Here is a 21,898-nt window from a genome sequence, read left to right as displayed (position 1 = left end):
GTGAGCCTATTTAGGCTCACTGGTGAAACATCATGGCTCAAATGCCATGCCCGGTTTGTAATTTAAGCTGCGCCTCGGCATTGAATAGTTGATTGGCATTATCTAGCTCCATCCGCTTAATACCGAACTCTTGCTCTAGTTGCTGTACGGTAATATTGCGCCGCTCGGCAAGCTCAGCCATCGCCAATTGATATTGCAGTTGATTACTTTCTGCTGCGCCTTGCGCCGTGAGCATCGTGCGCTGCAGATCGTTTTGGCTATCTTGCGCCATTTGCTCGATCTTCTTGCCTTCGAGCTGCAGCTTCATTTCGCCCTGTTGTAACTTCTGCTGATCAATGGCAACTCGTGGGTCTTGTGGCGGTGCTTGCTGTGCTTCTTGTGCCATTTTATCCGCGCTCTTGACGGTCGATTTAGGCAAGCGCATCACGCGGCTCAGCTCAGACAGTAAGCCCTCTTTATCAACACCGCTCGCAATCACCGGATTGTCGATTCGATCCAAAATACCCATCAGCGCCATGGCTTGCTGCTCTTTTTCTAGCAGCGCCGACGTGCCGCGCGCCACCACTTCATAATCCCCTTTAATACTGTCATCTTCGTGGTATTGCATATTGTAGTCATACAGTCGGCGGATAAACGGCTTGGTCAGTTGGTCATCAAAGCGTTTCACCATCCGGCGCAGCACGGTATTGGCTTGATTGAGCATCATCGACGTGCCGCTGGCCGTTTGGTTCAAATAGTTCTGGCCCTCACCTTGGGCAATCAACGGCGTTTGCGTCTCTTGGTCAATCAATTGATTGGCTAAATTAAACAGCGCGAGCAATTGGTCAACGTGGGGGTTGACGTCAATGCGGCGAAACGGAATATCCGCCACCGACATACTGCTGTTTAAAGTCACCACGGCACCGGGGCTTAAACTGCCGTCAATGGTATTGATGCTCATACCTGCATTGGCATCGACCACCCACAGCCCGCGCACCGCCCATGCGACATTATCCAGTGCCGCGCGCCAAATCGAATTGGCCACGCGCTGCGAGCTGGCCATCACATACGGAATACCATAACCAAATAAGCTGGTACCGTCGGTTTCTGGGGTAAAAACACTGTACGGTAGATCGCCAGTATCACTAACGGCCTGCGTGGCTTTAATCACCTTGCCCTCACAAAACCACAGGCACACCGGTATTTCATCCAGCGAATCATAATCTTCCCCGACCTCGCAGCCACACGCTGCCAAATCATCGGGCTTGAGTGAGCCGTAATACTCCCACAGCTCATAGCGATTGGATTTAACGCTTTGTGTACCCGACATTTCACGGCGCTGCTGTAAATGGGTCGGCTCTTTACTACCCGCCTCGCCAGCATCAAGGATTAAGCGGATTTGTTCGCGCAGAAAAGATGGGTCTTTAGCCAGCTCGCGCAACTGTTTGCGGCTGATGTAATGGCGCTCGAAGGTGAATTCAGCATCTTCAATACACGTTGCCGACATGTCAGGAAAAAAATCAAACGGATCAACCCGCCGACCGATGGGCTTCGGTTTCATTACCTTGACCATTTCACGGATGGATTGACCGTTTAACCCTGCGATTTTCTTCCAGCGGGTTTCAGTCTTGGCGGTGATTTCCACCCCTTTTAACACGCCGGTACCGACAATCAACGCATCATTAATCACTAAGCGCGATTGCTCATTGAAATTGCATTCAGTGAGCTGATCCTCCATGAGTTTTTGCATCTTGGCGGCGCAATCATCGGCTGCGGATTGTGTGCCTTGGGCCAAATCGCGCTCTTGAATCTCAGCCCCTTCGGGCGTCATGCCGATGGGCTTGGTCGATGTAGCAAAATCGGCCAGTTCTGGAATCGGTGTGGCCGCAATACCCCAATTATTATCATCGGTTGGCAGTACCGTATCGCTCAACCGGGCGATTTGGGTATTGGTTTTAGCGCGAGTTAAGTTAACAAACGCCTCGCTGCCGCCAGTGGCCTTGATCGATAGCAATACATCGGCTTCATATTTGCCATTGTATTGCCGTAAATCAGTCAGCATGCGCTGTTCAATGCTATCGCGCTCAATCACTAACTCGGTAATCTGCCCTTGCAGCCGTTGGCCAATCCCAGATAAACGCTCGGCCAATTCGGCCTGCGCGCCTGCGCCTCGTCGGGCTCTTGCAAATCATCATCAACTTCGGCTTGCTCAGCGAACATAAAAAATCCCCTATGATTAAGGGGATTGTTAGGGATTAGCGCGGGTTATTTGTGGTGTGTAACGCTCATTGCTCACTACTCGTAAACTTGATTTCATCATCATACAACAGCTCAGCACCGGCAAAGCCGTCTGCGATCTTGCCAACGTAGGTTTTTAATCCACGAATATAGAACGTGTAATGCAATGTATTAACAAGCACATCAGGATTGCGTTCGATATACGCGGCCTCAGCAATGGCACGGCGCTTTAAAATTAGCGTATTGATTTTACCCATCACTTGGTCGTGCAGTCGCTCAAGCTTGGCATCACGTTCGCACGCTTCTAGTTCCCATGCTGCCATATTTTTCTCAGGCACTTTGCCGAAATTAGTTTGCATCAAATCACCCCACCAGCCAGTAAATCACAATAATAAACAGCGCAAAAGCAGGGATCAGGCGAAAATACAGGTCGCGGTATATTTCGTCGCTTGCTTTTCGGGCGCGAGCCATGTGCTCGTTTGTTATCGCCTCGCATCGCGCCTCGCGTTTTAAATCGTCCATCAAAACAACTCCCCACACATGCCGGGATTACTCACCAGATCAATTAAATCCGTCTGCACCGCGCACACCGCACGCAATAAAGCGCGGTCGAGCTCACGCATCAGCTTAATTTTGAGGCGTTGCACGGCCATGTGGCTGTGCGGCTTGATCAATACCGCCGATTGCCGAGTATTCACGCAATCACCACCCAGCCACTCACGCACAATGGCATTGCGTAATTGCAACGGTACCGGGCAATGGGTTAAGCCGCCGTTGCTACGAATATAAACCTGCTGCGGTAATTCACCGGCCACGCTCATCACATCGGTAATCCGCCCGGCAAATGCACACCACACAATGCCGCGCTGGTCCGGTGGCAGTAGATTAATCGCGAGCATCACGCTGGCTGCGATCTTAGCGCGCTGTGCGTCGCAGCCGCCAAATCGCCCAGACTCAAGCGGCTGAAACTTCGTCAGCTGGATCGTGTGCGCCTCTTGCCGAAACGCCCACGCGATTAACGAATGGATTGTGACCCATTTTGTATCGTTATGCATATCAATAGCCTCCATAGGTATCGCCAGCATGGTGAATAATGCGTTTGGTTTCGTGGCGAAATAAAACAGGGAATTTGCGAACAATGAAATAGCCCGCTGCATCATTACAATGATCTTTACCGGCGGATTTATCCGGTTCACCGCCAGCAGTAAAAACTTGCTGCTCCAGTGATTCGGTCAATTTAGGGCAGGCATGGGTGTTAACTTTGAATAAGCGTCTGCCGTTATTATTTAAAATCGCGGTATTAACTGCATTCAAGCGATCGCGCACAGCGGGATTGGCTAAATTCACCATCACGCTAAAGCCCGCCTTGCGCAAAATGTCGTGGTCAGACTGTGTACTGTTATTGGTTGATGTGTTTTGCCCAGACGCATCCGGGTAAATCGTGATTTCATGGCGCCCATGTTCGTATTTAACGCGGATCGCTTCGGCCATGCTGGTGGTATCACGCTGGCCGACAAATTCTTCCAGTGCCAGTGGTTGGCCATCGCGAACCACAAAGACCACCGCCGACATATTCCGCACGTTAAAGTCCATACCGATATGCAGTTCTTCGCCGTGCTGTATCGTTTCATTGCTGTGATTCTTAAAGCGGCAAAAGTCGGGGTACACCGCGCCACTGGTCAAGTTGACAAACTTACCGCGCAGATACGCGTCAATTAATTGCGCTGGGTAAGAGTCCAGTAGCGATGGGATGTAATCAGCAGGTAAATTCTTAGCATTCTGATACGTGCTGGCTTGAATCATGCCAAAACGAGCGCGCAGTTCAGGCTTAGCCGCGAGCTGTCGCACAAACTGCGCATAAGTAAACCGAAATCCTTCGGGCGTGGTGGTGACATCGACGCCGTTTTTAAGTCCATCCATCAAGTAGCGCATCCGCGCAATGATCTTTCGGAATGCTTGTTCGGCTTTCTTTTCTACCATCACATCCAGTTCATCAATCAGCGCGTGGCCAATCTTAAAACCGACAATCTTCTCTGGTCGTTCCATTGAGCGACAAATCACAGTGGTGCGGTATTTATTGCCCTCATAGATTGTCACTTCTTTATTCGATTCATGTACCGTCGTGCGTAAGCCCCAATCAAAGGCCACTTCTTCGACAGTAGGGTAAAAAATATCTCGAATATGTGGGTACGTCGGTGCAAAGTACCCCGCGTTAACCCCCGGCATTTCCCATGCATGGCGCATGATGCCGGATGTACCCGCCCATGTTTTACCCGAGCCAAAACCAGCCACATAAGCCCGAAACTTATGCGGCATGTTTAGAAACTGTGCTTGCGGGATATTGAGGCGCGGCTTAATCAACAAGGCTGGCGTCCTCAACCTGAATCACAATTTGTACCGGTGTAGCCGGTGCAATATCTTCATCTTGGCGGGAATTATCAATATTGAACGCTTCTCGCTCGAGCGTAATCAGCACTTTTAAGGTGTTGACCAGATCGACAATGATCTTGCTGCGTTGAGGTAGTGCAATAACGCGGTGATATAAATCATTCAGCGGGTCGCGGCCATACACATTCGGTTCATACATCATATTGCCCAGCTGGCAATACAGCTCGCGGTTATCAGTTTGATGCTCCAACTCGCCCATTAAATTATCCAGCAAGAGGCGATAGCGGTTGATGTTAGTGCGATGCGATAGTTTGACGTTCGCAATCGCTTGCGCCCCCGCTTCAATAATTTCATTCTCTGTCAGAGTTGGGTTTGTAAGGTTCTGTTTTTTTGGATTTTGTGTTACAACCCGCACAGATTGAGCGGCAGCAGGCGCTTGATTTAAAACACTTTCGTCTGTTACGCTGCTTGTAACAGCCGTTGTTACAGTCTTTTTTGTTACAGCGCGGCGCGGTGTTGTTACTGTGCCAGCATTGGCCATTGTGGCCGTTACTATCTCATCAGCGCGAGCGTTCGACTTCGCCAGTAAATCGCGTGTCCAGCCCTCTTTATTCGCTTTACGTGAGATATTCACATGGCTCAGACCATGCTTAGTGCCGATCTCGCGCAGCGATAAAATCCCCGCACGAAAATCAGCTTCAATGCATTCCAGATCAAATGCCGACCAATCAAAAGCAGCCGCCATTAAATCGTTTTTCCTTTTGGAACGTGAGAACGAGAGCCAGAAAAACTCATACCGCGATCTGTGCTAAATCAGTAATGACAACGCGCACCATGGCCGCTGTTTTATTCGCGGGCTGTTTAATTACATGCAAATCATCAATCTGTTCGTCGTCGTTCCAAATCCCGGCATGGGAGAGCGCGTCAAACAAGGCTTTGTTAAAATTGTCGATATCGCGCTTGCGGCGATCCGGTGGAATCAATTGCAGTGTCACCGCTACGCGTGCATCGCCAAACTGTTTAGCGCCCACCACTTGCCAGATGCAATCAATCACCGCTTTACGATAAGCGCGGCCTTTCTCGCTGATCAGCACTTTTTCACCGACGTGCCGCCAGTAGCTATTCATGCTCGGGGGAAACGGCAGTATTAAAGTTAATGCACGCGCTTTAGCCACGATCTACCTTGCCCCTTAATTCGCCAATGCGTAAACCGGCCATAAATGCCGATTGAAGTACATCCTTCACCGAGTCGGGCTGTCGCCAAAGCCCAGCATTTTGCAAATAAAGATCAAACTCGCGCCGATCAAAACGATCTGGCTTAATCGGCGGCGCTGATACATCACACATAACCCTGCTCCAAAAGATTCTGCTCAATCATCAGCGCCAAACAATCCATTTCTTCCAGCTTGGCCAAGCGCCAAGCGCTGCGATTACCATGAATGCCGCTTTTGCCTTGGTGATGCTCATAGCACAACGGCAACACCAAAAAATGCGATGACCTTTGACTTAAACCGGCACCCGAACGCATGTGGTGTACCGACGTTGGCGTTTCTTGCTGCATCCCCAAAGCATTACAAATGACACAAGGCCGCGCTGCGATGACCGCGTGATACTCACACTCCGCCGTAGTTTTGGCGGTGCTAGCCCGCTTAGGCAGCACTTGCGAGGGCGCCGGTTTGGCATGGATATCCCCACTGGCACTACAGGCCACCCATGACGACGGACGCGGGCAAACCTTCGATTGTTGCGTCTTACTTGCTGCTATTGATGACATGATGCCTTTTCCTAAGTTGTGACCATCCCCACGATGGTTACTGCGATAAATCCAGCCAGACCGGCTGGGCGTACACATCCATATTCATTTCAACTGCTTTATCGTCACACCATGCTTGGCATTCTTCGCTGCTATGCCATAGCTGGGCTGCGGATTTCATACTGGTTAATGGGTAACGCCCTGCACCCACATACCAATGCCGCGCTTGTACCGACTCGGCCAGCCAGCGATACCCAATGTAATCGCGAAGCATGCCATCGAGCCCAACAGCACCAGCTCGCGCAATCAAAGTGCGGGGCAATATCCAGCGCCGCGCTTTTAAAATCTCAATCGTGCGTTGAATCTGTACCGCGTGGAATCGGTCGGCATAGCGCGCAATGTGCAACGCCTCCGCCAAATCTGGCTGCTTAGCCTTAAAAATAGCCAGCTCATTGGCCGTCATTAAGCAGTCATTCATCACACACCAGGTATTGGCCAAGGTATTGGCTTAACACCGACGCTGGTAATGCCGTATTCGGCCAAGCCTCTGTCGCGGCGGCATACGCCGTCATCAACGCATCATCGGTAACGCCAGCCACCGCCCATGTCAAAGTTTCAGGGCAAGTGAATACGAACTCAGGATTAACGCCGCGCTTTTCTTCCAAACCACGAATCAAGCGAGCAATCGCAAGGCGGCGCTCAGGGATCGGTAAATCGGCAGGATTAAAACTAAAATCTTGCACCGGGGGTAAAACTGCAATTGGGTTTGTTTTGGTTTTATTCTGTACCGCCGCCAAAGCACTGCGCGCTAAAGCGAGTTTGGCCGCTTTGTCGCCAGCAATCGGCGCCACTTGGGTTTGGATTGGCTTTAAATTGGATTCAGCAGCACCAGCAGATTGTTCGCTTGATTGTGCTTTTTTAGGACGGCCACCTTTGAGGCCATTTAAACGATTCGCCACCGCACGGCGCTCAGCGCTCGCAAAGTGTGCCAGCATGCGCGGGTGAATAATGTGCGTGCCGCGCACCTCAAAATGCTGCATCAACACGGCGCGATTGGCTTCAAACTCAGGCAGCGGCATATTGCAGCACGTCGCCGCCAATTGAACCGTATCATTAGGCAGCACACCCTTGGTTTCCCATGCCGCAATCAGCAAAGCGTGATACGCAGCGCGCTGCACCAACGTAAACCCCACCACATCAGTGAGAAACACGCCCGTTTCTAAATGCATTGATTTTTTACGGTTAAACATGACTCAATGCCTTTTTTCTCGCCTGCAGCACCCGCACGCGGCGGCGCTGGCAGAGTGCTTGACGCATAATCCGATGACGAACACTCATGCTTTTCCCTTGCGACGACGACTGCAACGTAAGCGGCGATTATTCTTGGCCAGCGCTTCGCTGGCATTCGCAGGCGTTAATGACGACTGCAAACGACTCATATTTAAAACCCGCAGCGCCGCAATCACTTCATCAGACGCATCATCACAATCCGTTTTCAGCATCTTTTGCGCCATACCTGCCGCAATACGTGCCATCGCTTGCTGAATTTCAGGCGTAACAGGCAGTTTTTCAGCATGCAATACACACGCCTCGGCTAAAACGCGAATCGCGGCGAGCTCAGCAGGATCAATCGCAGCAAAGCCCACCGGAATAATCTGCCAGCCATACGCCGCCGCAAACGGCTCAACTTGATCCAGCTTGAGCGAGCGAGTGCCTTCCATAATTCTCGTCACCGTACCCACGTCACTCTCTATCGCGGCGGCGGCTACTTCACGCTTTACAGTGTATTGACTGCGTCTTAATTCATCGGCAAATGACATTTCTTCGCTCTCAAGTGCAAAATATTTTGCTATTCGCTGCACAGGCAACGGCTTATGCTGGGTTTAAAGTAAATCGGGCCACTTCAAATGCCACGACGTCGGGAACATCTGCTTTCGCGTCACCTTGCCGCCGGTGGTTTGCTCAATACGCACCGCCACCACCACCCCCGGCAGACCGCCAGATTGATACTGACTGATCGTTCCTTGATTAACGCCCCATGCCGTCGCTAGCTCAGCCTGAATGCCGCCATTGTCGGTATAGGATTTGATATATGCGGCCAAAGGGCCATCAGGAGAAGATTTTTTCATGTCTCAAAATATAGCACAAACGATATTTTTTAAAGCCAAAATAAATTTATATTTACACCCCGCAAGCCGCGCTTTGCTTGCGTTTTATTTGCTAAGCAATAATATAACGACAAACAACACTATTTTTTCAGCAAGGAGAACGACCGAATGAACACCCCGGGGCAACGCGTTAGAGCACGGAGAAAACAACTCAAACTGACGCAGACGCAAGCTGCGGGCGCAGCCGGTTTGTCGCAAGGCACATGGTCAGCCATGGAGAAAAGTGACGAATCCGATTACCGCAGCGCCTATTGGGTTGACATCGCTCGCGTGCTACATACCACGCCCGAATGGCTGCAATATGGCATTGGCGACCCAGAGCAACGCACCGACATCGCCACCATGCGCGTTGAAACCGCCAACGGTACCGATGTTTGGCAAATGATTTACTCCCTGGTCGGCATTAGCGACGATGGCGAAAACCAAACCAATAAAGATATCAGCATGACCATCCCACCATGGATGGCCGACCACTTTAACTTTTGTCCGACCACCACTCTGCTTTATGCCGTCGAAGACGCTGCAGCAGCGCCAGATCGCCCCAAGGGAACGATTGTGCTGATTGATACGGCACAAAAAAGCATTAAAGACGCCGATTTATATTGTGTTTACCTCAATGGCAATCTGACCTTGCGCCGACTGTTTCGAGAGCTAGACGAAAGCTTGCGCGTGGCTTGCGATAACCCAAATAAAACCCACTTCCCAGATCGTGTAGTGCAGTCAGGTAAGGCATTGCCGTTTCGTATTCTCGGTAGAGTTGTAGCGAAATTTGACATGTAACCGAACTGTAACCAATATTTGCACAATTTAAAAATAGCTTTAACAATAAAGTTACCCCTTTTTGCGACTTTTAATATTGGCATACTTGTAATTATTTTATTTCCATAGCAATATATCGCCAGTGCGAAAAAATATTCGCTTGGCGGCGCAAGCCGTAACCTTTTTAACCAGAGGACAGCGGCTTATGCCCCGATTTGACTCCCCTTTGTCGCAAAAACATGCCCACCGCAGCGCAGAAATTCACAACCATTTCAAAGCTTCGATTTTACGCATCCTCCAAACCACGTCAGCCCCTCTCGATTTAGTCACCCTCGGCTTTCGCGCCCGCGTTACCCCATCACGACTGACCGGCGCACTCAGCGAGCTAGCCGACCAAAAACGCATCAGCGCCAAAAAAATCTACCTCGCTGACCAAAAAAAGACGGTTCGCGTCTACAGCTTAATTAATCAGCTCAGCACCAGCGCGCCACAATAAGGATTCATCATGCTTTGGTTTAGAAACCTCATTTTTTACCGCCTGAGCGCGGAACACACCATTAACGCCCAAGCGCTGAACGATGCACTATTGCAGCGCCCCTTCGTGGCGTGTGGCGCGATGGATATGGAAAGCTGCGGCTGGGTAGCGCCAGCACGGCACGCGCTTGAGGAATTCGCCTTTACGCGGCAAGACGCGGTACTGATTGCACTCAAGGTCGAAAGCAAGATACTCCCTGCCGCTGCCGTTAAAGACGAGCTAGATATACGCGTGCAACACATCGAAGCGGAAGAAAAGCGCAAATGCGGCCGCAAAGAAATAAAAAAGACTCAAAGAGCGCATCACCGACGAGCTGCTTCCCCGTGCGCTCACCAAAAGCAGCACGCAACGCGCCCTGATCGATCTTGAGCGGGGGCTGGTTATCGTTGACGCAGCATCCGCAGCCAAAGCCGAATACCTACTCTCAACCTTGCGCGAAACCCTCGGTAGCTTGCCAACGCGCTTGGTTGATACCGAAATCAGCCCGGCGATGGCCATGACCGACTGGCTCACTACCGAAGCCCCCGACAATTTTTCAATTCGCCAAGGTGCCGAACTCAAAGTACCAGGGGATGAAGGCTCAATCGCCCGCTTCAAGCGTCAAGTGATGGACTGCGACGAAGTACGCCAGCATTTAGGCGTCGGTAAAATCGCGACGCGCCTCGATATGGCCTTTGGCGAACGCCTGACCTTCACGCTCACCGAAGCGCTCGAAGTTAAATCGCTGGCCATGCTCGATGTACTCAAAGACGAAATCAAGGACATGGACGCCGAAACGCAAGACGCGCTATTCGAGTCGCAAATGGCGCTACTCATTGGCGAATTGCGCTTGTTTATTCCGGCACTGCTAGAGATTTTGGGCGGAGAACTTGAACCTGCTGCCGTGACAGAGAAGGCCGAGAACAAGGCTATGCAGGATGAAGCCGATTCATTTTATGCAGACGCCGTTGAATTTGTTCGCAAAACCCAACGCGCCAGTATTTCAGCTGTACAGCGCCAATTCCGCATCGGCTACAACCGCGCAGCGCGTTTGATCGAGCAAATGGAAACTGACGGCATCGTGAGCCAAATGGAATCGAACGGCTCGCGCACTGTATTGGCGCCAAAAGGTGGTGCGAAATGAGCGAACAAACGAAAAAGCCTGACCTTTGCTACTCACGCGAAGGAGATGACCATTGTGTGCGCGAACTGCAAGAGCTAATTTCCATCCACGAGCTAGATGTCGGTGCGCCATACATCGAATACGACTTGGTGCAACACCCCGCTAGCCATTACTTCAATATTGAAGACGTGATCGAAAACATGGCGAGCGCAGCCGATGACGACGCTGGCGAACATGCAGAAGGCTTCCCTGATTTAAGCGACGATGAAGAAGCAGAACTTAATGCCCTAATTAGTAACTGGCTTGATAAAAAAGTGAGCGTTAATTTCTTTACGGCCGTCAATCCGCGTGAGCGTGAAATTACAGCTGGCGATCTAGGAGAGCGCGAATCATGAGTAATCCAGTCTCACACACTTGCCCAACGTGCGGGCATACATGGCGGCATGGTCATAGTGGTGACCATAACTGCACAACGCGATTGGTTCAGCAGCGCGGCGAGCTGTTGGCCGCGCTGGAAGCTATTGCTGAATGGACTGAGCGCTATACCAAGCCAGATCACCCCATTAGCACCGTTGCCCGTAAAGCCATCGCCAACGTGGGGGCGTTATGACCAAGCCAGTTAAATACTACTGCCGCACCTGCCGCCGCGAATTTGGCCAAGGCAATATGATGCCCAACGCCTGCACGCTCTGCAAATCCACCAACATCATTGGGAGAGGCTATTCATGTACCCGATAAACCCAGCCATAAGCCAACAACGCGTTAAAACCGATATCGCGCTAGCACAAGCGATGAAGCCGCAGCTCGATACGCAACGCCAAGTACGCAACGCCATCGAAGATCGTAACTTCATGCGCCAACGTAACCGAGAAGTGTGGGAAAAATGAGCAAGGCTAAACCCAAGCGGGCAAAGAAGTACGACCCGACGAAGCACGCCCGCTTATTGATCGAGAGCAAGCAGCGCAATGAGCAAGCCAATGAGCAAGCTAAAATGCAGGCCATTGCTAGCGCGCCCCTCGTTGCACAAGAGATTGAGCATTTTCATAACCTCAGTGACGTGCATACCGTGTTCATTAAAGGCAAGCGGGATGTGAACATATCGCAAGATATCCTGCTTTTTTTTATTGAATTGTCACGAAACCTTGCCAGTTTCAAACAAATCAGCCCCGAGCTCTGCGATGCCGCCAATAAAGCCCTGCACGATTCGGCGCTACACGCGATTAATCGCAAGCTCGATTTTTTGGATTTAAGCACCGGGCAAAAAAAAGCATTCGATCAACTCAATGGCTTTAGTAAACGACTCATTCAGCACTGCACCCGGTATCAATTTGTCGAGTCTTATAACCACGCACGTCAAAGCGTTATCGACATTAATCGCCAGTCAGGGATTATCGCGGCTTTTGGTGAAATGCCCGAGATCGGCCAGCCCTACATCACGTATGAGCAATTCATAGCGGTGATTACCGGAATAAAAGCCAGCGTCGAGGCCAGTTCAACTCAGCGCTATATCATTACCCGCTACTCGCTAGAGCTCGATGAAGTGGCCACTGCCGCTGCTGAGGCGGAGGCGATTGCACAGGAAAAAGCCAAGCCAAAATGGACCAACGCCTTTTTGTTGACGGCCAAACGCTCGCCGCTGCGCCAGCACCAGCAAAAAAAAACCAAAAAGAAACCCAATAGCGATCAGTACCGTATTCAAAGACTGCGCGAGCTCGCCGACGAGCGACTGGCTACAGTGCTTGAGCGCTTGCCGCTGCTCTTTACCAGCGCCACCGCCGACAAAATTTGCCGACCGGACTATTGCAACGGCGAAAGCTTTAAGCGCAGCGCCCTAACCCGCCCAGGATTAATTCGGCCAACCGGCAAAAAACACAGCAACGCCATTGAATTTGCCAATAGCTTGCACCCGGATTACCCACAGTGGCTAGAGAACCAAAATAAAACCCACACCAAAACCCAAATAGCGAGCCAATGCCATGCTTAGAGAGGATTTATTAGAACAAATCGCCCAACTACCCATCGGCATGCCCGTGGTCGTTGAGCTGGGCGAGACATACAGCGCCGAAATCGACCGCGTAGCGCGCCGTAATGACAGCGCCAGCATTTTTTTAGAATCGAGCTTTACCATCGCCCCGCTACCGCCAGCCGAAGCCAGCGCGCAGCGCATTAAAGACTATTTACAAGCGATGCACGTCAAAACCGCCGAAGGCCGCACCATCAAAAGCACCTACTTTTCCGACGAAGCGGCGGTACTCGTGTTTATTGATGGCACGTTTTTCATTATTGAAGGTGACATTAACGACGATTGTGAATCATGCACCCTACGCGCCGAACCCTTGCGCCAAATTGACGAAGTGTTTTTACCTTATGAATTAGTTCGTATGGGTTTAATTAGCGGGGCCCATGGACAAACGCTGACCATCGCCAAAAAACAGCAGCAAGCGGCCAAAATTAAAGCGCATGTAGACCAACTAAACCAACAACAAGCCGCCCTTCAAGCCGAACTCGCCGAGGTGGCCAAATGAGCGGCGTACATATTGCCATTGCGACCAAAGACGATTTCAAACGCCTATGGCGCATCTACCGCGCCGCTGAAAATCTCGGTTACGACTTCACCCAATGGGAACTCGAAGAACACTTTGAAAACTGCCCGCTGAAATTACGCCGATATCTAGCAGTGATTTTAGGCAATCTGAACTACTCAGGCGGATTTAGCCGCGTGCTAATGGGTTGCGAAGCGCTGATCGATCACTGCTGCGACAAAACCCAAGACGTATACGACCTCAGCCCCGAAATAAAACAAGGCTTAGACGACACCGAGCGCCTGAACTGGATGCTAGAGCATGATGATGCAAAGGTTGAAAAATCGAATACATCAGTACAACTCAGCTATCGGTGGCAAGAAACAACGCACTTTCACGGCACGCTCTGTGCCGGCGAACAACAGACGATTGAAATCCGTCGCCTGATCGAAAAAGCACGTGAAGTCACCAAGCCAGCACCAGCGGAGCTCGCCGCCGGTTGCCACCGCGCCCACCCGCACGAAGATATGAATGAGGAATGCCAGCGCAAGACCGAGGAAGTCAAAGCTCGCGTTGACGCGCAACTGGTTAAGTGCCGCTATGCACGTTTCGGCTGCGAAATTGAAAGCGACGGAGGGGAAGCATGTGCCTGTTTACTCAGCTCGGTTGGGTGGCTTTTCTCCTTGCCGCCATTGGTAGCACCTACATCAGCGGCGTGATTCTTTTTGCTTCCGCAATGGGTTATGGCTTTAAATCGCGCTGGTCAAGCCTAATTGTGATCGCACTGGTGATCGCAATGTGGTGGGCTGTTTTCAAAACTGCCCCATTTAACGTCGACCTGACGCTGAGGCTCAACACATGAAAAGCAAAGGCGTGAACCAGCCCCGCAAAGTATGGTCCCCTGCCGAAGTCGCTCAGCTACGCGCCATCTACCCTGATCGCACTGCCGCGCAATGCGCCCAAGTTTTTGGCTGCTCACTACAGCAGATTTACAGCAAAGCCACGCAGCTCAATATCGGCAAAAGCGAGGCGTTTAAACAAGATGCAATCAGCGGCAGGTTAAAAGGCCAAGTCGGCGCAGCAACACGTTTTGGTGCCGGGCATCAGCCGTGGAATAAAGGTCAAAAAGGGCTCGATCTTGGCGGCAAAGAAACACAATTTAAAAAAGGGCAAAAGCCCCGCAATTGGCAACCGATTGGCAGTAATCGCCAGCGCCATGATGGAGAGTTAGAGCGAAAAATCTCTGACACCGGCATTACCAGGCATGACTACGTCACCATCAAGGAATTAGTTTGGCGCATGCATGACCGCACCCGACCAAAAGGCTATTCACTGATTTTTATTGACGGTGATCGAAGCAATATCGACATCAACAACCTTGAGTGCCTATCCCGTAGCGAGCTAATGCAGCGCAATACCCGCCATGCGAGATACCCAAAAGAAGTCAATGAAATCATCCAGCTACGCGCTGCGCTAGTCCGAAAAATCAACCATAGAGAAAAAAAACCATGAAAAACACATCAATGATTTGCGCGAGCACCTATTCAAAGCCTTAGAAGATGTCGGCAGCGGCAAGATGGATTTAGAGCGCGCCAAAGTGGTGTGTGAAATCGGCCAAGTCATTATCAACACGGCTCGGGTCGAAGTAGATTATGTCAAACATACTGGCCGTCAAGTCGATGGCCTAATTCAGCCCGCGACAACCGGCCGCATAACTCACCAAATTAAATAAACAGGCTAGCTTAAACAAGGAATTGCAATGACCCAAGTAATCCAAGCCCTCACCACTGCCCATCAAAAAAGCGAATAAACGATGACTATGCGGAATTTGTTCGGAAACTCAAGCATCAGGCGCAGCACCAGCAATAATTGCTGCGGTGATATTCACCATTGAGCAGATTTGAGTCGCGTCTGACAAAAAGTAAATGATGACGCAAGGCAACTCGCGGAAATTAATGTAATATCAGCATCGTGCATTGTGGCATTTTATTGGCTAAGCTATACTTTGTTAAATTTAAAGATTTGGAGCCGCGCAATTTGAAGCATTAAACCGCTGAAATAGAAAAAGCCCCACCAAAAGGCGGGGCAATTCAAGAAACCTAGACTACCGAAAGACTATTTAGAAGTAAGCCAGCATCCCCATGCTGAAATCTCTAAACACTCAAGGCCACACAATGCCTTGAATCATAGGGTGCTTATTTTTTCTTGTCAAGCAGGTAGTCCGGGCCTACTCACGCTTTTTTTACGGATAACCCTATGATTCCCCAAAAAAAATCAGCAGCAAATCTCTGCTCGTATCATCACGCCCTCAAAATTTAACCGCACTCCGCAGGCGCAACCCAAAAAACGCAACAACATCATGCCCAACTCGAATGTGTCGTTTGTCATTCAAGAAGCGGCAAAATTGATGTTTGATCGGATCAGAATCGAAGATCATCGCTCAGCACCACAAAAACTGCGCTCGCAAACGCTAGGCCGACTGGTTGTTACCGTTGGCGTGTTTCTTGATCTTCACCAAAACGGCGAAATCGACAAGCCACAAAACTATATTGCGGCACTTTTGGGTAAATCAGTGCGCGCTTTGCGCTATGACATCCGCGATCTGGAAGCAATGGGATTGATTGCCACTCACATGCACTACGATAAAGACGGTATGCGGGTGCATAACACCTATAAATTGGCCCCCATGCTCTTTCTGTGGCGCAAAGGTAAGCAATTAGCTACCGCAGCGCTTGGCGCACTCAAGCAAGCGACAGATGGCGCTACCAGCCGCTTGGCGCGTCGTGCCGCCAGCCTACACAATACCTATCGCCGACTTGCCGAATCGAACCTGCTGCGCGGCAAAGCCAAGCAAGAGCGTGTTATCGACACCCAACAACCGCCAGGCAACCCGACACATGCAATTGGCATCAAGGGGATTCCTGCTGACCAACCACCTGCCAAAGCCAGGCTAACAGAAAGCTACATACTAGAAATAGTCACCATTGCAAAAAAACATGGGTTTGAATTTGCCGCAAATTGCTCGCGGTTGACTGCCCAACAAGTGCAAAAAATCTGCGCGGAGCACCAAAAATCGACCAATAAAGCCTGTATTTATGCGTGAGGAACACTTTTGCCCAGTTGCCTACCTTATTACATAAGGTTTTAAAAAACCTAATATAAGTGCGCCCGTACCGGACGACTAAAAACATAGATAAAAACAGAAGCAATGAGTAGCGCCAAGGCGCACTATTACCGCTCGGGCAAGCCCGAGGTGGTAAACAACGGGCTAAGTGCGGGCTTTGCCCGAAAACCCAATGCATTACCCAACGAAAAACCAGTTTTTAGGCGCGGAAAGGCAGTGCGAGAACTGAACCGGCAGCGAGCGCGGTTTTTTGGGGCGCGGCCTGAAACAGCCATCCGGGGGGCCATACAGCGTTTGAGCGGCTTCGTGCCGCTCATGGGCAGGCCATTTAACCATCTTGATGCTCGATGGGCGGTGCTTAGTTTATTTGGCAGTAAACGCTATTGTTGCTGACTTAATAATCAGTCGCCTAATGCGTACAACGCCGCCCAATAATGAGCAGCGTTGTAATCGATCTTTACAAAATTTGCACCGGTACAAAACCACCGACTGATAACACGCTAGGTACGCCATCAATTTGGCGTTTAAACCAAGCTGGCAAGCGCTGCCAGTCGCTACGCTGGATTTTGATAGGCGCTGCGGCCTGATTTGCATTAAAATGGCTTTGTGACATTTTGCTTCTCCTAAGTTGTCGAACTGCTCACACCGCCCATTCCATCCCCACGATGGTTTGGGCAATTTTTATTAATCTTCGTCTTCATCTTCAATTTCTAGCTTTTCTCCACAAATGAGGCAAAATTTCGGGTAGACCTCAAATACAACATCTTTCGATTTATCAACTAACTCCCCGTTTTCTGGAAATTGATATTTAATTAATACATTGGCATTCAAAGGACAAAACTTTACTTCTCCTGGTTTATCCTCATAAAAATTAGCGCAGTTGTAATCTGCTTTGACCTCAACAGCATATTTTCCTATTGGGTCTATGGCTGTGAACCGTTTGATATAGTCATCAATCATTTCTTTTGCACAATTGCACATACTTTTAATACTCCTCTGGATATAAACGACGGTTTTCTTCTTCGCGCTCGCGTTCCCATTTTGAGCGTAATTGATTACGGGCATCTTGTGTGACGATGGCCATTTCCATCATGCGCGGAAAATCATCACGCACCCATTGCCCTGCCGTAATCAATTCCGGTGTTTCACCAAACTTAGCGTAGTCATTGACCATCGCCAGCACCACACGCGTATAGCGCTCATCCAGCGGCGCCAGAATCTCGCTCATTGAATACGCATAGAGCGAGTTGTAAAGCGACAAAATGCACTTGGCCAATGCGGTTTGGCCAGAAGTGCCGTTGTGTTGTTTCACCAGTGTTAATGCCTCAACGTAGGGGCTTTCCATGTTCTTCTCCTAAGATTTTTTAAATTGATTTAATTCAAAATGGGACATCTCCAAGCGTTTTCAGATTGATCTCGGATTGGCCAATAACTCCACTGCGAACACATCGCTCCCATGCTAAATCTAAAACTTCAATACCGTAGCGGTCTTGTAGACTCACAAATGGGCCAGAAACATACCTTTCCCAATGAGGAGAAAGCCAGCCACCTTTTGCAACATGAGCGCGCATCTGCCTTTCTACATATCGTACTGCTGCATATTTTTGTATGGCTTTAAATAGATTACGCATGCTTTTCTCCTAAAGATTAGATATACCACATAGCTATTATATATATCATAGCTATCATAGCAATATAAATTAAGAAATAAAGCCATTCTGTTGTAGCCATTTGTTAGCAAACTCATCCAGCGCTTGGTTAATCAGCGCATTTTTACTCGCGCCGCGCCCCATTTGCTCAAGGATAAATTCCAGCTTGGCGTTAATATCACCATCAAGCCGCGCCAAGTAGGTGAATTTGGTTTTCTTATCCGCCAGTAGCCACGGCTTGCCGCCGGTTTCTTTGGCGTTGAGTTCCGCAGTATTGATAGGCGCAGCCTCTTGCAATGCGGCTTGCTTCGCTTCTGGGCTCAGTTGTCGAGGTGGTTTTGGGTTCATGCTGTTGCTCCTGCAATTTTAAATGGTTCGCCGAATATTTCTTCATACAGCGCAATAATCTCGGCGGCTGCCGATTGATCGCTTTTGCTTGCGCCTTTGCGCTGGGCGTATTCGATAACGCCTTGCCCGTCGCTGCGTGATTTAGGAAACGCTTTGCGATTACTGATCCGGCTCAACATGGGCGGCATCGCTTCATAGACTTCGCGCCACGCATCAGAATCCAGTGCGTCGATCAGGCTATTAGCGTCTTGATCGAATAAGCTAGTCGAGCACTTATTAATCAGTAGTCGCGCATTGGGCTTACTGCCAGTGGCTAGCTCGGTGTTGCGAATGATCGTCAATGCCGTAGCGAGCGCATCCACATCATCAGGATCAACCGAAGTAGGAATGAGCCAAAGGTCAGCCACAATCGCCGCCTCGCGCAGCTCAACGCTATCGCGACCGGCCACATCAACCAACAAGGTTTGATATTTTTTGCCCAACGCAATGATTTCGGTGCCGCAACGCCCCGCGAGACGATAGCCCGGAATATAAGGCTGCTGGTCGGCCTCTTTGCGCTCGTCTAGCCAAAGCGTGAGCGAGCCTTGTTTATCTGCATCTACCACGGCCAAGTCATGCCCAGCCAAAGCGCAAGCTACGGCGAGCGAGCGGGTTAAGGTCGATTTGCCGACCCCACCTTTTTCATTGCCAATCAGGATACAGCGCCGCTGTATTTGGTTTTGTTCCATCATTACTACCCCACGTTGAATGATAACTTTAATAGCTATGATAGCTAGCTATAATATATATCATAGCTATCACACATAGCAATATATTTTATATTGAGTTGCCGCACTTTCCTTTGAACCCATATTTCAAGCCGTGTTAAGCTTGAAAAAGACGCTGCACAAATCTCTCTCTGAATAGAACGCTAATTCATCCTAAACGGAGAGAGAATGCCTAAAATCACCCGCGCCGCCGTTTTAACGGCAGGCCAGATCAAACACCTATTCCGCGTTACAGAAGCCACCAGCCATCACCCCGAGCGCGATGCAGTCATATTGCTGCTGGGGTTTTGTTGCGGCCTTCGCATATCCGAAGTTTCTCAAATAACCATCGCAGACATTATGTTTCCAAGCGGCAAGCTCAGAAACGAAGTGTCCGTTCGTGCCGTGATCGCAAAAGGTTGCCGCCAGCGCACTATCTATTTTGCCTCACCCAAGCTGCTCGCAGCGCTTGAGCGCTATCTTGCCTTTCGTATTGCTAAACGTCAGGGTATGACGCTGGACGCTACAGAATACCGAGGCTTGCGGCCTAAACTGCCTGTGATACTCAAACGCAACGGCTACCCCTACGAACTCAACACCAAGAGACGCACGCTGGACAGCGGTGAACGGCGCGACTATCTCGCTGCCGACAGCCTACAAAGCTATGTCACCAAACTTTATAAGCAGGCAGGCATCAAGGGCGGCTCTAGTCACAGTGGGCGGCGAAGTTTTGGCACCAAAATTCACGCGAAAACGGGCGATATGGAACTGGTCGCTCAGCTGCTCGGCCACGCATCAATTGACTGCTCGATGCGCTATGTGGACACAGACAAGCGGATATTGCGCCAAGCGTTTATTGATGTGCTATAGTTTGAACTCATGTTCAAATGTTGGGCGTATAGAATTTATGTTAGAAGTAAAAGCACTACTCCCCGATGAATTCAAAGCTGAAATGAAACGCAAAGGCTGGACTGGCCGCGCCCTTGCCGTGCGCTGGGGCAAATCTGAAACGTGGATTAGCAAAATCGCCAGCAATCCCGAGCGTGATACGCACTGGGATGACGCTGTTCGCGGTCTACCGTTCGTCGGTGGTTTGAACAATAGTTCAAACTAATGCTTGATTGTGTTTGAACTATTGTTCATACTTAGTTCATCAAATCAAACAACCCACGGCAAACACCATGTCACTTACTCTCGATTTAAAAGCTGTCGCTATGAAAGACGCAAAGATTAAAGAACTCAATGCGCAATATTCAGAAATCGACGAAGAAATCGAACGTATGGAGCGTGATTATCGGAATTACCAAGGTGGAATTACCGCGTGGACTTCTGGTCGTGATGTGCATTTAACCGCCAGCGCCAAAAAGAAAATTGAGTCGCTGAGAAAAAAGCAGGACAACACCTACGCCAAATTAGAAAAACTAGCCCCTGAACTCTTTGGTGGCGAATAAAAAGGAAAGAAAATGCCAGCCATTACGACTTTTAGCGTTACTCACTCAATGCCACGTACTCGCGCTGCTGATGCAGATGCGATTGTTGAGGCAGTCAATGCAACAACTGCAAGCAATGGCGACAGCTTGTCGCGTGACGCTGTTGAAACCGAATTGAACGAATTGCTGGCAAAAGTAGCGGCAAAAACTGGTGATTCGGTTGATGAAGTGAAGGCGCATTACGGTCTTGAAATCATCGCAACTGAAAACGAAATCGACGAAGAATAAAACCTAAGCCCTTCGGGGCTTCACCAGGCAACGTTGACTGCTGGACAAGCAGCGCCAATTTTGGCAGCACTGAAAAAGGTAAAAACCATGTCTAAATTCATCGAAATCGTCGGCAAGGCTTCAACAACTGCCGTGCGTAATAATAAAAATTTGGGGCGCGACGTCAACGTATCGGCGTATGAAACCAGCGACGGTAAAATCAAGCTTGTGCTTGAGTCAAACTCGTCACCGGTTCGAGGCGTGAGCGCACTCGTTTGGGATAAAGAAAAATACGCCGCTTTTTGCGAGCCAGACAGCAAACCGCTTTTTGTTCGTGCCGTTGAATTGTTCGATTGTAAAACTGCTTGGACTGCTCAATAAGAAAAAGTAAAGGCCGCTATCTCTAGCGGCCCTGATAACGCGCTGCCTGTACGGCAGTAATGTGAAGACTAATTGCACATATTTCTAAGCTGCCTGTACGGCAGTCAATGCACTGTAGCGCAAAGCAATTAAAAAGGAAAGAAAGATGAATGTAACGCCTGTATTTTGTCACCTCGAAGACTTGGGTATCGTTCGGCCAAACGGTGAAGCTGGACATACTGCACCATTCGCCAAACTGTACGAATGTGACGGTGGCTATCTTGGTTCTTTCCCTGATAGCTGGACAGATGAACAAATCCATACTGCGTTGAAATTCGCAAATATAGCGTATGCCAAAGGCCACGAAGCAGGGCAACTAACAAAGGCTAGTGAGATTCGCGCTGTTTTGGGTATTTCTCAATCAGTCACAAATTAAAGGAAAGATCATGGCAGAACAATTAAACCATCTGGACGAAATTGCACGCGAAGCGTGGAAGGGCAATTACGAGCGTGTAGAGCCGCTATCAACG

37 protein-coding genes and 2 pseudogenes are annotated in these 21,898 nt (G+C 49.9%); 20 read left to right on the top strand and 19 right to left on the bottom strand.

Annotated elements, in window-relative coordinates:
- Positions 1–37: 37 nt before the first annotated feature.
- The 13 genes from GKO28_RS18670 to GKO28_RS18610 all read right to left on the bottom strand — a co-directional run bounded on the left by GKO28_RS18670 (position 38) and on the right by GKO28_RS18610 (position 8,487).
- Positions 38–2,128, bottom strand: coding sequence for a hypothetical protein (locus GKO28_RS18670; RefSeq protein WP_182077581.1), 2,091 nt, complete (start codon positions 2,126–2,128; stop codon positions 38–40).
- A gap of 136 nt (positions 2,129–2,264) precedes the next feature.
- Complete coding sequence (locus GKO28_RS18665; protein ID WP_182077580.1) at positions 2,265–2,576, bottom strand: hypothetical protein; 312 nt, start codon at positions 2,574–2,576, stop codon at positions 2,265–2,267.
- 4 nt (positions 2,577–2,580) lie between these two features.
- A complete protein-coding gene (locus GKO28_RS18660) occupies positions 2,581–2,739 on the bottom strand; it encodes a hypothetical protein (protein WP_182077579.1) in 159 nt (52 codons plus the stop codon).
- Positions 2,739–3,272, bottom strand: coding sequence for a hypothetical protein (locus GKO28_RS18655; protein WP_182077578.1), 534 nt, complete (start codon positions 3,270–3,272; stop codon positions 2,739–2,741). Before GKO28_RS18655 ends, GKO28_RS18660 begins: the two co-directional genes overlap by 1 nt.
- 1 nt (position 3,273) lies before the next feature.
- Positions 3,274–4,581, bottom strand: coding sequence for a terminase large subunit domain-containing protein (locus GKO28_RS18650; protein WP_203564338.1), 1,308 nt, complete (start codon positions 4,579–4,581; stop codon positions 3,274–3,276).
- Entirely contained in the window at positions 4,571–5,350 is a 780-nt protein-coding gene (locus GKO28_RS18645; RefSeq protein ID WP_182077577.1) for a hypothetical protein, read from the bottom strand. Before GKO28_RS18645 ends, GKO28_RS18650 begins: the two co-directional genes overlap by 11 nt.
- A 46-nt stretch (positions 5,351–5,396) precedes the next feature.
- The gene (locus tag GKO28_RS18640; protein ID WP_203564337.1) at positions 5,397–5,780 is read right to left on the bottom strand and encodes a RusA family crossover junction endodeoxyribonuclease; all 384 of its coding nucleotides are present in this window, start codon (positions 5,778–5,780) and stop codon (positions 5,397–5,399) included.
- A complete protein-coding gene (locus GKO28_RS18635) occupies positions 5,773–5,952 on the bottom strand; it encodes a hypothetical protein (RefSeq protein ID WP_182077575.1) in 180 nt (59 codons plus the stop codon). Before GKO28_RS18635 ends, GKO28_RS18640 begins: the two co-directional genes overlap by 8 nt.
- Positions 5,945–6,379, bottom strand: a complete 435-nt coding sequence (locus tag GKO28_RS18630) for a Ref family recombination enhancement nuclease (RefSeq protein ID WP_182077574.1) — start codon at positions 6,377–6,379, stop codon at positions 5,945–5,947. Before GKO28_RS18630 ends, GKO28_RS18635 begins: the two co-directional genes overlap by 8 nt.
- A gap of 37 nt (positions 6,380–6,416) precedes the next feature.
- Entirely contained in the window at positions 6,417–6,836 is a 420-nt protein-coding gene (locus GKO28_RS18625; protein WP_182077573.1) for a hypothetical protein, read from the bottom strand.
- Positions 6,829–7,608, bottom strand: a complete 780-nt coding sequence (locus tag GKO28_RS18620) for a DUF1376 domain-containing protein (RefSeq protein WP_182077572.1) — start codon at positions 7,606–7,608, stop codon at positions 6,829–6,831. The genes GKO28_RS18625 and GKO28_RS18620 overlap by 8 nt, the downstream gene beginning before the upstream one ends.
- Before the next feature lie 84 nt (positions 7,609–7,692).
- Entirely contained in the window at positions 7,693–8,220 is a 528-nt protein-coding gene (locus GKO28_RS18615; RefSeq protein WP_203564336.1) for a hypothetical protein, read from the bottom strand.
- Positions 8,221–8,241: 21 nt separating this feature from the next.
- Complete coding sequence (locus GKO28_RS18610) at positions 8,242–8,487, bottom strand: YdaS family helix-turn-helix protein (RefSeq protein ID WP_182077570.1); 246 nt, start codon at positions 8,485–8,487, stop codon at positions 8,242–8,244.
- 147 nt (positions 8,488–8,634) lie between these two features.
- On the opposite strand from GKO28_RS18610, the gene GKO28_RS18605 reads away from it, so the two are divergent.
- The 14 genes and pseudogenes from GKO28_RS18605 (at position 8,635) to GKO28_RS18545 (ending at position 16,547) form a co-directional block, all read left to right on the top strand.
- Positions 8,635–9,306, top strand: a complete 672-nt coding sequence (locus tag GKO28_RS18605; protein WP_182077569.1) for a helix-turn-helix domain-containing protein — start codon at positions 8,635–8,637, stop codon at positions 9,304–9,306.
- A 184-nt stretch (positions 9,307–9,490) separates the two neighbouring features.
- The gene (locus GKO28_RS18600; RefSeq protein WP_182077568.1) at positions 9,491–9,781 is read left to right on the top strand and encodes a hypothetical protein; all 291 of its coding nucleotides are present in this window, start codon (positions 9,491–9,493) and stop codon (positions 9,779–9,781) included.
- Between the two features lie 9 nt (positions 9,782–9,790).
- Positions 9,791–10,189: a recombination-associated protein RdgC gene (rdgC, locus tag GKO28_RS18595; RefSeq protein ID WP_182077567.1), complete on the top strand. Its 399-nt coding sequence runs from the start codon at positions 9,791–9,793 to the stop codon at positions 10,187–10,189.
- Positions 10,122–10,628 (top strand): annotated as a pseudogene (gene rdgC, locus GKO28_RS20740) (recombination-associated protein RdgC); the annotation flags it as partial. The gene rdgC (GKO28_RS18595) and the pseudogene rdgC (GKO28_RS20740), both read left to right, overlap by 68 nt.
- Positions 10,629–10,745: 117 nt before the next feature.
- Positions 10,746–10,943: pseudogene (locus GKO28_RS20735) on the top strand (DNA translocase FtsK); the annotation flags it as partial.
- The gene (locus tag GKO28_RS18585; protein ID WP_182077565.1) at positions 10,940–11,317 is read left to right on the top strand and encodes a hypothetical protein; all 378 of its coding nucleotides are present in this window, start codon (positions 10,940–10,942) and stop codon (positions 11,315–11,317) included. The pseudogene GKO28_RS20735 and the gene GKO28_RS18585, both read left to right, overlap by 4 nt.
- On the top strand, positions 11,314–11,532 hold the full coding sequence (locus GKO28_RS18580) for a hypothetical protein (RefSeq protein ID WP_182077564.1): 219 nt from the start codon (positions 11,314–11,316) through the stop codon (positions 11,530–11,532). Before GKO28_RS18585 ends, GKO28_RS18580 begins: the two co-directional genes overlap by 4 nt.
- Positions 11,533–11,647: 115 nt before the next feature.
- Positions 11,648–11,809 carry a hypothetical protein gene (locus GKO28_RS18575; RefSeq protein ID WP_182077563.1) on the top strand — a complete coding sequence of 54 codons (162 nt, stop codon included), beginning with the start codon at positions 11,648–11,650 and terminating at the stop codon, positions 11,807–11,809.
- The gene (locus GKO28_RS18570; RefSeq protein ID WP_182077562.1) at positions 11,806–12,906 is read left to right on the top strand and encodes a hypothetical protein; all 1,101 of its coding nucleotides are present in this window, start codon (positions 11,806–11,808) and stop codon (positions 12,904–12,906) included. Before GKO28_RS18575 ends, GKO28_RS18570 begins: the two co-directional genes overlap by 4 nt.
- Entirely contained in the window at positions 12,899–13,447 is a 549-nt protein-coding gene (locus tag GKO28_RS18565) for a hypothetical protein (protein ID WP_182077561.1), read from the top strand. The genes GKO28_RS18570 and GKO28_RS18565 overlap by 8 nt, the downstream gene beginning before the upstream one ends.
- Positions 13,444–14,163 (top strand): hypothetical protein, encoded by a 720-nt coding sequence (locus GKO28_RS18560; protein ID WP_182077560.1) that lies wholly within the window; start codon positions 13,444–13,446, stop codon positions 14,161–14,163. Before GKO28_RS18565 ends, GKO28_RS18560 begins: the two co-directional genes overlap by 4 nt.
- A 139-nt stretch (positions 14,164–14,302) precedes the next feature.
- A complete protein-coding gene (locus GKO28_RS18555) occupies positions 14,303–14,956 on the top strand; it encodes an HNH endonuclease signature motif containing protein (protein ID WP_182077559.1) in 654 nt (217 codons plus the stop codon).
- A 16-nt stretch (positions 14,957–14,972) separates the two neighbouring features.
- Positions 14,973–15,176 carry a hypothetical protein gene (locus tag GKO28_RS18550; protein ID WP_182077558.1) on the top strand — a complete coding sequence of 68 codons (204 nt, stop codon included), beginning with the start codon at positions 14,973–14,975 and terminating at the stop codon, positions 15,174–15,176.
- A 627-nt stretch (positions 15,177–15,803) separates the two neighbouring features.
- Positions 15,804–16,547 carry a hypothetical protein gene (locus tag GKO28_RS18545; RefSeq protein WP_182077557.1) on the top strand — a complete coding sequence of 248 codons (744 nt, stop codon included), beginning with the start codon at positions 15,804–15,806 and terminating at the stop codon, positions 16,545–16,547.
- Between the two features lie 478 nt (positions 16,548–17,025).
- Here GKO28_RS18545 and GKO28_RS18540 read toward each other — a convergent pair whose 3' ends face one another.
- The 6 genes from GKO28_RS18540 to GKO28_RS18515 all read right to left on the bottom strand — a co-directional run bounded on the left by GKO28_RS18540 (position 17,026) and on the right by GKO28_RS18515 (position 19,296).
- The gene (locus GKO28_RS18540) at positions 17,026–17,181 is read right to left on the bottom strand and encodes a hypothetical protein (RefSeq protein WP_182077556.1); all 156 of its coding nucleotides are present in this window, start codon (positions 17,179–17,181) and stop codon (positions 17,026–17,028) included.
- 71 nt (positions 17,182–17,252) lie between these two features.
- Positions 17,253–17,528 (bottom strand): hypothetical protein, encoded by a 276-nt coding sequence (locus GKO28_RS18535; RefSeq protein ID WP_182077555.1) that lies wholly within the window; start codon positions 17,526–17,528, stop codon positions 17,253–17,255.
- Between the two features lie 25 nt (positions 17,529–17,553).
- Positions 17,554–17,913: a hypothetical protein gene (locus GKO28_RS18530; RefSeq protein ID WP_182077554.1), complete on the bottom strand. Its 360-nt coding sequence runs from the start codon at positions 17,911–17,913 to the stop codon at positions 17,554–17,556.
- Between the two features lie 34 nt (positions 17,914–17,947).
- The gene (locus tag GKO28_RS18525) at positions 17,948–18,199 is read right to left on the bottom strand and encodes a hypothetical protein (RefSeq protein WP_182077553.1); all 252 of its coding nucleotides are present in this window, start codon (positions 18,197–18,199) and stop codon (positions 17,948–17,950) included.
- A gap of 69 nt (positions 18,200–18,268) precedes the next feature.
- On the bottom strand, positions 18,269–18,565 hold the full coding sequence (locus GKO28_RS18520; RefSeq protein WP_182077552.1) for a hypothetical protein: 297 nt from the start codon (positions 18,563–18,565) through the stop codon (positions 18,269–18,271).
- On the bottom strand, positions 18,562–19,296 hold the full coding sequence (locus tag GKO28_RS18515) for a division plane positioning ATPase MipZ (RefSeq protein WP_182077551.1): 735 nt from the start codon (positions 19,294–19,296) through the stop codon (positions 18,562–18,564). Before GKO28_RS18515 ends, GKO28_RS18520 begins: the two co-directional genes overlap by 4 nt.
- 204 nt (positions 19,297–19,500) lie before the next feature.
- On the opposite strand from GKO28_RS18515, the gene GKO28_RS18510 reads away from it, so the two are divergent.
- From GKO28_RS18510 to GKO28_RS18485, 6 genes are all read left to right on the top strand, one after another.
- Positions 19,501–20,181 (top strand): site-specific integrase, encoded by a 681-nt coding sequence (locus GKO28_RS18510; protein WP_182077550.1) that lies wholly within the window; start codon positions 19,501–19,503, stop codon positions 20,179–20,181.
- A 37-nt stretch (positions 20,182–20,218) separates the two neighbouring features.
- Positions 20,219–20,425, top strand: a complete 207-nt coding sequence (locus tag GKO28_RS18505) for an XRE family transcriptional regulator (protein ID WP_182077549.1) — start codon at positions 20,219–20,221, stop codon at positions 20,423–20,425.
- A gap of 67 nt (positions 20,426–20,492) precedes the next feature.
- Complete coding sequence (locus GKO28_RS18500; RefSeq protein ID WP_182077548.1) at positions 20,493–20,762, top strand: hypothetical protein; 270 nt, start codon at positions 20,493–20,495, stop codon at positions 20,760–20,762.
- Between the two features lie 12 nt (positions 20,763–20,774).
- Positions 20,775–21,029 (top strand): hypothetical protein, encoded by a 255-nt coding sequence (locus GKO28_RS18495; RefSeq protein ID WP_182077547.1) that lies wholly within the window; start codon positions 20,775–20,777, stop codon positions 21,027–21,029.
- A gap of 87 nt (positions 21,030–21,116) precedes the next feature.
- Positions 21,117–21,389, top strand: coding sequence for a hypothetical protein (locus GKO28_RS18490; protein WP_182077546.1), 273 nt, complete (start codon positions 21,117–21,119; stop codon positions 21,387–21,389).
- A gap of 145 nt (positions 21,390–21,534) precedes the next feature.
- Positions 21,535–21,804 (top strand): hypothetical protein, encoded by a 270-nt coding sequence (locus tag GKO28_RS18485; RefSeq protein ID WP_182077545.1) that lies wholly within the window; start codon positions 21,535–21,537, stop codon positions 21,802–21,804.
- Positions 21,805–21,898 lie beyond the last annotated feature (94 nt).

This window comes from Deefgea sp. CFH1-16 (genome assembly GCF_016881365.1).
In the GTDB taxonomy this organism is placed as follows: domain Bacteria; phylum Pseudomonadota; class Gammaproteobacteria; order Burkholderiales; family Chitinibacteraceae; genus Deefgea.
The sequence above is the reverse complement of the archived record's forward strand: the minus strand, read 5'-3'. Positions and strand labels throughout refer to the sequence as shown.